Source organism: Mitsuaria sp. BK037, from assembly GCF_014193045.1.
GTDB lineage: Bacteria > Pseudomonadota > Gammaproteobacteria > Burkholderiales > Burkholderiaceae_C > Roseateles.
The window spans coordinates 2,757,667-2,767,654 of sequence record NZ_JACHYS010000001.1 but is presented as its reverse complement, the minus strand read 5'-3'; the positions used below and the strand labels follow the sequence as shown (position 1 = coordinate 2,767,654).

10 protein-coding genes are annotated in these 9,988 nt (G+C 70.4%); 6 read left to right on the top strand and 4 right to left on the bottom strand.

The features are described 5' to 3' along the window. Positions 1-23 precede the first annotated feature (23 nt). From FHT37_RS11595 to FHT37_RS11580, 4 genes are all read right to left on the bottom strand, one after another. Positions 24-833, bottom strand: coding sequence for a LytTR family DNA-binding domain-containing protein (locus tag FHT37_RS11595; protein WP_183480922.1), 810 nt, complete (start codon positions 831-833; stop codon positions 24-26). Positions 834-975: 142 nt separating this feature from the next. After that, positions 976-2,088, bottom strand: coding sequence for a sensor histidine kinase (locus tag FHT37_RS11590; protein ID WP_255489542.1), 1,113 nt, complete (start codon positions 2,086-2,088; stop codon positions 976-978). Positions 2,089-2,129: 41 nt separating this feature from the next. Beyond that, positions 2,130-2,648, bottom strand: a complete 519-nt coding sequence (locus tag FHT37_RS11585) for a DUF6622 family protein (protein WP_183480920.1) — start codon at positions 2,646-2,648, stop codon at positions 2,130-2,132. A gap of 436 nt (positions 2,649-3,084) precedes the next feature. Next, on the bottom strand, positions 3,085-4,704 hold the full coding sequence (locus tag FHT37_RS11580) for a helicase HerA-like C-terminal domain-containing protein (RefSeq protein ID WP_183480917.1): 1,620 nt from the start codon (positions 4,702-4,704) through the stop codon (positions 3,085-3,087). A 103-nt stretch (positions 4,705-4,807) separates the two neighbouring features. Between FHT37_RS11580 and FHT37_RS11575 the strand changes: the two genes are divergently transcribed. Genes FHT37_RS11575 through rsfS form a run of 6 tightly spaced genes read left to right on the top strand, consistent with a single transcriptional unit; the run spans position 4,808 to position 9,988 of the window. Then, positions 4,808-5,533 (top strand): YebC/PmpR family DNA-binding transcriptional regulator, encoded by a 726-nt coding sequence (locus tag FHT37_RS11575; protein WP_183480914.1) that lies wholly within the window; start codon positions 4,808-4,810, stop codon positions 5,531-5,533. After that, on the top strand, positions 5,530-6,813 hold the full coding sequence (purD, locus tag FHT37_RS11570; protein WP_183480911.1) for a phosphoribosylamine--glycine ligase: 1,284 nt from the start codon (positions 5,530-5,532) through the stop codon (positions 6,811-6,813). The genes FHT37_RS11575 and purD overlap by 4 nt, the downstream gene beginning before the upstream one ends. Before the next feature lie 43 nt (positions 6,814-6,856). Further along, positions 6,857-7,558, top strand: coding sequence for a 1-acyl-sn-glycerol-3-phosphate acyltransferase (locus FHT37_RS11565; RefSeq protein WP_221211001.1), 702 nt, complete (start codon positions 6,857-6,859; stop codon positions 7,556-7,558). Continuing rightward, a complete protein-coding gene (hemF, locus tag FHT37_RS11560; protein ID WP_091734006.1) occupies positions 7,555-8,490 on the top strand; it encodes an oxygen-dependent coproporphyrinogen oxidase in 936 nt (311 codons plus the stop codon). The genes FHT37_RS11565 and hemF overlap by 4 nt, the downstream gene beginning before the upstream one ends. Before the next feature lie 10 nt (positions 8,491-8,500). Beyond that, entirely contained in the window at positions 8,501-9,127 is a 627-nt protein-coding gene (gene nadD, locus FHT37_RS11555) for a nicotinate (nicotinamide) nucleotide adenylyltransferase (protein WP_091734004.1), read from the top strand. After that, positions 9,128-9,988 (top strand): ribosome silencing factor, encoded by an 861-nt coding sequence (rsfS, locus tag FHT37_RS11550; protein WP_147242437.1) that lies wholly within the window; start codon positions 9,128-9,130, stop codon positions 9,986-9,988.

Below are 9,988 nucleotides of genomic sequence, written 5' to 3'. Positions count from 1 at the left end.
GAGGCGGCAGTCCGGCTGCCGCCTCACATCGCCTTGAACAGATGCCCGTACATCCGGCTCACCGCCAGCTTCTCCGGCCGGTGGCGCAGCCGCAGGGTCAGCTTGCCGGTGTCATCGCGATGCACGCGGTCGATGGCGTCGACATGCACGATGTGTCCGCGGTGCACCTGCCAGAAGCGCTGCGCATCGAGCTGCGGGAGCAGCTCGCGCAGCGAGATCCGCACCAGGTATTCCTGGTCCGCCGTCATCACGCGGACGTACTTGTCCGCCGCTTCCAGGTAGACGACCTCGTCCAGCGGCACCAGCACGATGGCGTCGCCGACGCCGACCTGCAGGTGCCGCAGCGGCGCGACGGGGCTGCCGCCCGCCGGCTTCGCGCTCGCGGCCTGCACGCCCAGCAACCCACGCAGCTGATCGATCGCCGAGGCCAGGGTCGCGGGCGGCGCCTGCCGCTGCGCGAGCGCGGCTTGCAGCCGGGTCACCGTCTGCGCCAGGCGCTCCCGCTGCACCGGCTTGAGCAGGTAGTCCACCGCGGCGCGCTCGAAGGCCTGGAGCGCGAACTGGTCATAGGCGGTGACGAAGACCAGCAACGGGAACGGTGTCCCGTCCGGCCACTCGTCGGCCAGCTGCGCCGCCGCCTCGAGTCCCGTCATGCCCGGCATGCGGATGTCCAGGAAGCAGACCTCGGGCTGGTGCCGGAGCGCCAGCGTCACCGCCTCCTCACCGTGCGTCGCCATCGCGACGATGTCCAGCGCCGGCCACAGCGCCTTCAGTTCCTGGCGCAGGTGGGCGGCCAGCAGGTCCTCGTCTTCGGCGATCAGGGCGGTGGGCATGCGGGCGTCTCCATGTGAAGAGGGATTCAAGAGGGATTGAAGAGGGGAATGAAGCGGGAATGAAGGGGGCAGCTTGAACGGCGCGGGCGACGGGCACGAGCGTGCGGCAGTCGGAAGAGCGAGGCTTGCGGGCAGCGCTTGATCAGGCCGGAGCCGGCAGCGGCAGTCGGATCCGCGCGCGGGTGCCGCCGCCGGTCGGGCGGGACAGGTCCAGGCGCGACAGTTCCAGCGCCGCGCGCGGGCCGAAGGCCACGGCGAGCCGCTCGCGGACCTGCACCGTGCCGAAGCCGCCGTCGGGTGTCGCCGGCCGTGCCGGATCGAAACCGGCACCGTCGTCCTCCACGTCCAGCCACAGCTGACCGTCCGCGGCCGTCGCGACCACCCGCAGCGTGCCACCGCCCACATGCGGCTCCAGACCATGCTTGATCGCGTTCTCCACCAGCGGCTGCAGCAGCAGCGGCGGCACCGGCAGCTCGCGCAGCGTCTCCGGCAGCTCGAACTCGAAGCGCAGCCGCGTACCCATTCGCACCTGCATCAGCGCCAGATAGTCGGCCAACCGGGCGAATTCGTCCTTGAGGGGGTGGCGCTCCACGCGGGAGGCGGACAGCGTCGCCCGCAGGAAGGCGATGAGGTGGTCCAGCATCGCCTGCGCGCGCTCGGCGTCCAGGCCGATCAGCACCCGCAGGTTGGCCAGCGTGTTGAACAGCATGTGCGGCTCGAGTTGCGACTCGAGCAGCCGCAGCTGCGTCTCGGCGGCCTGGCGGCGCAGCGTCTCGGCATGGGCCTCGGCGCTTGCCATCCGGTGGCGGTACAGCAGAAAGAAGGTGGCGGCGAAGCCCGGGATCAGCGAAATCACCATCACGGCCATCACCCGGCGCAGCGGGCTCGCCAGCAGGCTGCGCTCCTGGAAGCCGGTCACGAAGTTGCCCACCTCCAGGCCGATGCTGTAGCCCAGGCCGGTGCCCAGGACCAGGCACACCGTCATGAGCGGCCAGCCGGGCCAGTCGAACGCATCGCGCGGCGCGCGACCGAGACGCTGCAGGGTCTGCCAGCGCAGCCAGCCCAGCCCGAAGCGCAGCAGGTTGATGCAGGTCGCGCAGAACAGCGAGATGAAGAAGCAGTAGACCAGCGTCGGTCCCGGCGACTGGTTGAACACCACCACCAGGGCGACCGACACGACCACCGTCAACAACAGCACCAGCAGCACGTGGCGCAGGAACCAGTGCAGCGGCGGGGGGAGGGGCAGGGGGCGCATGGGCAGGGAGTGTCGGCGATCCGGCCTCGTCCGGGCCGCGGTCAGGCCACCACCGGGCCGCCGCTGCGCGGCCGCACGGCCAGGATGTTGATCGCCCGTCCGAGGAAGGCGCCGCTGAACAGGCCGAACGCGGCGCTGGAGGCCATTGCGATGCCGAGGTGGGTGGCCTGGTCTGGGTGCAGGGCCAGGCTCATACCGGAGGCGAACTTCAGCGCGAAGATGCCCAGCATCAGCGCGAGCGGCACCCAGCTGCCCGGGACGATGAAGCGGCGGGTGGTGGCGTCGAAACGCGCCTGTCCGGGCCAGCGCAGCGCGCGGACCGTGCCTGCGCCGAGCCCGATGCCCACGAGCCAGGCCAGGCCCGGCAGGCCGTCCAGGCCGAAGCTCTTCTCCACGCCCCAGGCGCCGAAGACCAGCCACAGGGCCGGCAGGATCACCAGGCGGCGGGACCGCATCGCGGTCTCGCGGCACTGCCGCAGGCCGATGATCGTGATCACCAGCAGGATGACCCAGACGTACTTGGGCACGTGGGTGAGGATGTCGAGCGGGGTGGGGTGCATGGCGGGCTCCGGTGGTGGGTCGTGGTCGATGGACGCGACTGTTGCGGACGGGCGCCGCCGCGCCCAGCGGCCTGCGACGAAGCGCTGCCCAGCGGCGCGAGTTGTCGCCGCCGTTCGCCATCCGGGTCGCGCACGGTCTCCGCTCGAGCCTCGCCGGGGAACTCGTCGACGTGCGACGGTGGTTGGGGACGGCGGAGCATGGGGTTCAGGCGCTTGCCGCCTTTGGCCCCATGCTCCGGCGGCCAACGCCTGAGCCTTGTCAGGCGGAGAGGGGCCGGGCGAGCGTTCGAAGACCCTCACCCCCGCCCTCTCCCGCAAGTGGGAGAGGGAGCCCACAGCGCTGCCCCTTGCCAGCGAGCCATCCCCTCGCCCCCGAGAGGGGGAGAGGGCTAGGGTGAGGGGGCTCTCCCGAGGGAAGCCTTGCGGCGCAAACCGCTCAGCGGCGCCGCTTGGTCGCCCCGCCGAGCAAGCTGCCCAGCACGCCGCGGACGATCTCCCGTCCGACCGAGGACCCGATCGACCGCAGCGCCGACTTGGCCGCGGCCTCGGCCAACCCTTCGCGGCGACCGCCGCGCGGCCCGGTGCTGCCGAACAGCACGTCCTTGAGGCCGCCGAGCATGCCGCCGTCGTCCTCGGCGGGCGCGGGCGCGGGGGCGCCGCCGCGGCCGGTCGTCGGCGCGCGGCGCAGGGCCTGGTCCGCTTCGTCGGCCATCGAGCCGGCGCCGGCGCTGCCGCGCGGCGCGCCGGACTGCGACGGCTGCTGCGCCGCGTCCGCCGTCGCGGCGGCCCGGCCAGTCAGTTTCTCGTAGGCCGACTCGCGGTCGACCTGCTTCTCATAGACCCCCGCCACCAGCGACCCGGCCAGCAGCGCCTTGCGCTGCTCCGGCGTGATCGGGCCGATCTGGCTGCCGGGCGGCAGCACGAAGACCCGCTCGGTGACGCAGGGCCTGCCTTTCTCGTCGAGCAGGCTGACCAGCGCCTCGCCGACGCCCAGTTCGGTGATCGCCATCGCGATGTCCAGCCCCGGCTTGGGCCGCATCGTGTCCGCCGCCGCCTTGACCGCCTTCTGGTCGCGTGGCGTGAACGCGCGCAGCGCGTGCTGCACCCGGTTGCCGAGCTGGCCCAGCACCGTGTCCGGAATGTCCAGCGGGTTCTGCGTCACGAAGTACACGCCGACGCCCTTGGACCGCACCAGCCGCACGACCAGCTCGATGCGCTCGACCAGCGCCGCCGGCGCGTCCTTGAACAGCAGGTGGGCCTCGTCGAAGAAGAACACCAGCTTGGGCTTGTCCAGGTCGCCCACCTCCGGCAGCGTCTCGAACAGTTCCGACAGCATCCACAGCAGGAAGGTCGCGTACAGCCGCGGCGCGGCCATCAGCTTGTCGGCGGCCAGGATGTTGATGACGCCCAATCCATCCGAGGTCTGCATGAAATCGTGGATGTCGAGCATCGGCTCGCCGAAGAACTTGTCGCCGCCCTGGGCCTCGATCTGCAGCAGGCCGCGCTGGATCGCGCCGACGCTGGCGGCCGAGACGTTGCCGTACTGGGTCGTGAACTCGCTGGCGTTCTCCCCGACATGCTGCAGCATCGCGCGCAGGTCCTTCAGGTCCAGCAGCGCCAGGCCGTGGTCGTCGGCGATCTTGAAAACCATCTGCATCACGCCGGCCTGGGTCTCGTTCAGGCCCAGCATCCGCGACAGCAGCAGCGGCCCCATGTCGGAGACGGTCGCCCGCACCGGATGGCCCTGCTCGCCGAAGACGTCCCACAGCGTGGTCGGGCAGGCGATCGGGGCCGGCGGCGAGATGCCGCGTTCCTTCAGCACCGCCAGCAGCTTGGTCGACGGCGCGCCCGCCTGGGAGATGCCGGTCAGGTCGCCCTTGACGTCCGCCATGAAGACCGGCACCCCCATCTGGCTGAAGGATTCGGCCAGTTTCTGCAGGCTGATCGTCTTGCCGGTGCCGGTCGCGCCGGTGATCAGGCCGTGCCGGTTGGCCAGCGCCGGAAGCAGCTGGCATTCGGTGTCGCCGTGGCGGGCCAGCAGGATCGGGTCGGCCATGCGGAAGTCTCCAGAGGCAAAAAGCTAAAATCGCAGTCTAACGAAGCATCAACAGCGCCGGCCCGGAGTTTTTCCGGGCCGTCGTTCATAGGAGAACGAGGACATGGCAGGGCATTCCAAATGGGCCAACATCCAGCACCGCAAGGGCCGCCAGGACGAGAAGCGCGGCAAGGTCTGGACCCGTCTGACCCGTGAAATCATCGTCGCCGCGCGCACCGGCGGCGGCGACATCACCATGAACCCCCGCCTGCGCCTGGCGATCGAGAAGGCCAAGGCCGCCAACATGCCGGCCGACAACATCAAGCGCAACGTCGACAAGGCCACCGGCAACCTCGACGGCGTGACCTACGAGGAAATCCGCTACGAAGGCTACGGCATCGGCGGCGCTGCGATCATCGTCGACTGCATGACCGACAACCGCGTGCGCACTGTCGCCGAGGTCCGTCACGCCTTCAGCAAGTACGGCGGCAACCTGGGCACCGAAGGCTCGGTGGCCTTCCAGTTCAAGCACTGCGGCCAGCTGGTCTTCGCGCCCGGCACGTCCGAGGAGAAGGTCATGGAGGTGGCGCTGGAAGCCGGCGCCGAGGACGTCCTGACCGACGACGACGGCGCCATCGAGGTGCTGACCGCCCCCGGCGACTATGAAGCGGTGAAGAACGCGCTGGAGGCCGCCGGCCTCAAGCCCGAGATCGCCGAGGTCACCATGCGGGCCGAGAACACCATCGACCTGGCCGGCGACGACGCCGCGCGCATGCAGAAGCTGCTCGACGTCATCGAGGACCTGGACGACGTCCAGGAGGTCTATCACAACGCGAGCCTGTCCGAATGAAGGTCCTGGTCCTTGGCAATGGTGGCCGCGAGCACGCGCTGGCCTGGCGGCTGGCGCAGGGTGAGCGCGTCACGCAGGTGTTCGTGGCGCCCGGCAACGGCGGCACCGCGCGCGATCCGCTGCTGAAGAACGTCCCGATCACCGACGTGAAGGCGCTGGCCGACTTCGCGATCGAGCAGAAGATCGCGCTGACGGTGGTCGGCCCCGAGGCCTTCCTGGCGGCGGGCGTCGTCGACGAGTTCCGCGCCCGCGGCCTGCGCATCTTCGGCCCCACCAAGGCGGCTGCACAGCTGGAGAGCTCCAAGGCCTTCGCCAAGGAGTTCATGAAGCGCCACGGCATCCCGACCGCCGCCTACGAAACCTTCAGCGACGCCGCGCTGGCCCATGCCTACGTCGACGCGCAGGGCGCGCCCATCGTCATCAAGGCCGACGGCCTGGCGGCGGGCAAGGGCGTCGTCGTGGCGATGACGCTGGCCGAGGCGCATGAGGCGATCGACTGGATCCTGGCCGACAACAAGCTCGGCGTGGTCCACAACGAGGGCGGCGCGCGCGTCGTCATCGAGCAGTTCCTCGAAGGCGAGGAAGCCAGCTTCATCGTGCTGTGCGACGGCCGCAACGTCCTGCCGCTGGCCACCAGCCAGGACCACAAGCGCCTGCTCGACGCCGACCAGGGCCCCAACACCGGCGGCATGGGCGCGTACTCGCCGGCGCCGGTGGTGACGCCCAACGTCCACGCCAAGGTGATGCACGAGATCGTCATGCCGACGATCCAGGGCATGGCCCGCGACGGCACCCCGTTCACCGGTTTCCTCTACGCCGGCCTGATGATCGACGCGCACGGCCAGCCGCGCACCGTCGAATTCAACACCCGCATGGGCGACCCCGAGACCCAGCCGATCATGATGCGGCTCAAGAGCGACCTGTTCGAGGTCCTGATGCACGCGACCGACGGCACGCTGGACCAGGTCGAGCTGCAGTGGGACCGCCGCGCGGCGCTGGGCGTCGTGATGGCCGCCAGCGGTTATCCGCTGTCGCCGCGCAAGGGCGATGCGATCACCGGCCTGCCCGAGGACGGCGAGGACGCGATGGTCTTCCACGCCGGCACGACGCTGCGCGAGGACGGCCAGCTCGTTACCAGCGGCGGCCGCGTGCTGTGCGTGACCGCGCTGGGCGAGGCGGTGCGCCATGCCCAGCAGCTGGCCTATCAGACCGCGCAGTCGATCCAGTTCGACGGCAAGCAGTACCGCCAGGACATCGGCTACCGCGCCATCAAGCGCTGAAGCCGGTCGACTGCTCTCGCCGCTGCCCATCTTGAGCCTCGACTTGCCGCAGACCCTCGACGCCCGCCCCGCGGACGGCGAGGCGCGCGCCCTGCCGCGCCGCTGGACCGGCGCGCTGACGCCGATGCCGCGCGGCAGCGCGCTGGCGCGGGCGGTGCTGCGGCTCTTCGGCTGGCGCATCGTCTGCCAGGGCCTGCCGGCGCGGCAGGGCGTGGTGATGGTGTACCCGCACACCTCCAACTGGGATTTCCCGGTCGGCGTGCTGACGAAGTGGAGCCTGGGTTTCGAGCTCCGGTTCTGGGCCAAGGACAGCCTGTTCAAGCTGCCGCTGGTCGGTCACTGGATGCGCGCGATCGGCGGCGTGGCGGTGAACCGGCGCTCGGCCAACGGGCTGGTCGGCGACACCGTGCGCCAGATGCTCGACGCCAAGTCGCGCGGCGAGTCGTTCTGGCTGATCGTCGCGCCCGAGGGCACGCGCGGCTACGTCGACCACTGGAAGTCGGGCGCGTATCACGTGGCCGTGCAGGCCGGCGTGCCGGTGGGGCTGGCGTCGTTCGACTTCGCGACGAAGCAGGTGATCTTCACCGACTTCGTCGAGCTCAGCGGCGATCCCGCGCGGGACCTGGCGCTGTTCGCGCAGGTGCTGCAGGGGCGCCAAGGCAAGCGGCCCGACCAGGCCGGCCTGATCCGCTTCAAGCCCAATGAGGGCGCGCCCCGGGCGCGCCAGGACGGAGATTCCCGATGAACACGCAGTTGGTGCGCGACTACCTGCTCGGCCTGCAGCAGCGGATCGTCACGACGCTGGAGCGCCTGGACGGCCAGGCCTTCATCAGCGATGCCTGGCAACGCGAGCCCGGCGGCCGCCTGGAGGGCGACGGCCTGGTGCGCCTGATCGAGAACGGCGCGGTGTTCGAGCGCGGCGGCGTCAATTTCTCGCATGTGCGCGGCCGGGTGCTGCCACCGTCGGCGACGGCCCACCGACCCGAGCTGGCCGGATCGCCGTTCGAGGCGATGGGCGTCTCGCTGGTGATGCACCCGCACAACCCGTTCGTGCCGACGGTCCACATGAACGTGCGCATGTTCGCGGCGCTGCCGGCCGACCGCGATCCGGTCGTCTGGTTCGGCGGCGGCATGGACCTGACGCCGTACTACGGCTTCGAGCGCGATGCGCAGCACTTCCACCGCACCTGCCGCGCCGCGCTGGAGCCGCATGGCCAGGACCTCTATCCGCGCTTCAAGCAGTGGTGCGACGAGTACTTCCACCTGAAGCACCGCAACGAGCCGCGCGGCGTCGGCGGCATCTTCTTCGACGACTTCGCCGAGGGCGGCATCGACAACGCCTTCGGCCTGCTGCAGTCGGTGGGCGATGCCTTCCTGCCGGCCTACGAGCCCATCGTCGAGCGCCGCCACGGCTTGGCCTATGGCGAGCGCGAGCGTGACTTCCAGGCCTATCGCCGCGGTCGTTATGTCGAGTTCAATCTCGTCTTCGACCGGGGCACGCTGTTCGGGCTGCAGTCGGGCGGGCGCACCGAATCGATCCTGATGTCGATGCCGCCGGTGGCGCGCTGGCGCTACGACTGGCAGCCCGAGGACGGCTCGCCCGAGGCCCGGCTCTACACCGACTTCCTCCGCCCGCGCGACTGGGCCGACGAGGTGCCGACGCACCTCTGGTTCTGAAGGGTCCCGAGTGAGCAGCAGCCATTCGAACCGCGCGCGACAGGTCGGATGGTTCGGCGGGTCGTTCGATCCGGTGCATCGCGCCCACCTGGCGCTGGCGCACGCGGCGCTGGACCAGCTCGCGCTGGACGAGGTGCGCTGGATCGTCGCCGGGCAGCCGTGGCAGAAGTCGGGCCGCCGGATGGCGGGCGCGGCGCACCGGGCCGAGATGGTCCGGTTGACGATCGCGGGCGAGGGCGGCGATCCGCGTTTCGTCCTCGACGATCGCGAGATCCGGCGCGCCGGGCCGAGCTACACGCTCGACTCGGTGCGCGAGTATCAGCAGGAACGGCCGGGCGACGCGCTCTGGCTGATCCTGGGACAGGACCAGCTGGCCGGCTTCCCGAGCTGGAACGGCTGGGAGGAACTGGTCGAGCGCATGGGGCTGGCGGTGGCCGCCCGCGCGCAGGACGAGGTGAGGGCGCCGGCGGCGCTGCTGGAGCGGCCGCATCGGCTGGTCCGGCTGGTGATGCCGGCGCTGCAATGGTCATCCACCGAGGCCCGCCGACTGGCGGCCGAGGGCGCTGACGTGAGGCCCGTGGTGGGCGACGAGGTGGCGGGGTATATTGCCCGGCACCGTCTCTACAGTGAGAACTGAATGGACATCAAGAAACTGGAACGTGCCATCGTCGATGGTCTGGAGGATGTGAAGGCGCAGGACATCCTGGTCTTCGACACCGAGCGCCTGTCGCCCCTGTTCGAGCGCGTGATCATCGCGTCGGGCACGAGCAACCGGCAGACCAAGGCGCTGGCGTCCAGCGTGCGTGAGACGGTCAAGAAGCGCGGCATGCAGGTGATGCGCACCGAGGGCGAGGACAACGGCGAATGGATCATCGTGGACTGCGGCGCGGCCGTCGTGCACCTGATGCAGCCGGCGATCCGCCAGTACTACCACCTCGAGGAAATCTGGGGCGGCAAGCCGGTCAAGCTCAAGCTGGGCAACAGCGGCACGAAGCTGGTGAAGGCCTCCGAGCCGATGGACGACGAGGACGAGGACGCGCCCAAGGCGAAGAAGGCCGCCAAGTCGGCGAAGAAGCCGGCCAAGGCCAAGTCCGCCGATGGCGAGGCCGTGGCGACCGCGTCGAAGAAGGCGCCCACGCGCGCCACCGGCACCAAGTCCGCCGCGGCCAAGACCACGGGCGCGAAGACCGCCGCCAAGACCGCGGCGAAGAAGGCCCCCGCCGCGAAGGCCGCCGCGACCAAGACCGCCGCCAAGGCGCCGGCGAAGAAGACGACGACCGGCGCGACCGCCGCCAAGACCGCGCGCAAGCCCGCGGCGAAGAAGGAAGTGGTCGAGACGGTGAAGGTCGGCAGCAAGAAGCCGGCGGTGAAGAAGCTGTCGCCCAAGGTCGCCGCCGCCAAGCCGGCCGCCAGACCGGCGGCCAAGAAGGCGGCCGCCAAGCCCGCGGCCAAGAAGACGACGGTGAAGACCGGCACGAAGTCCAAGGCCAAGGCCTGA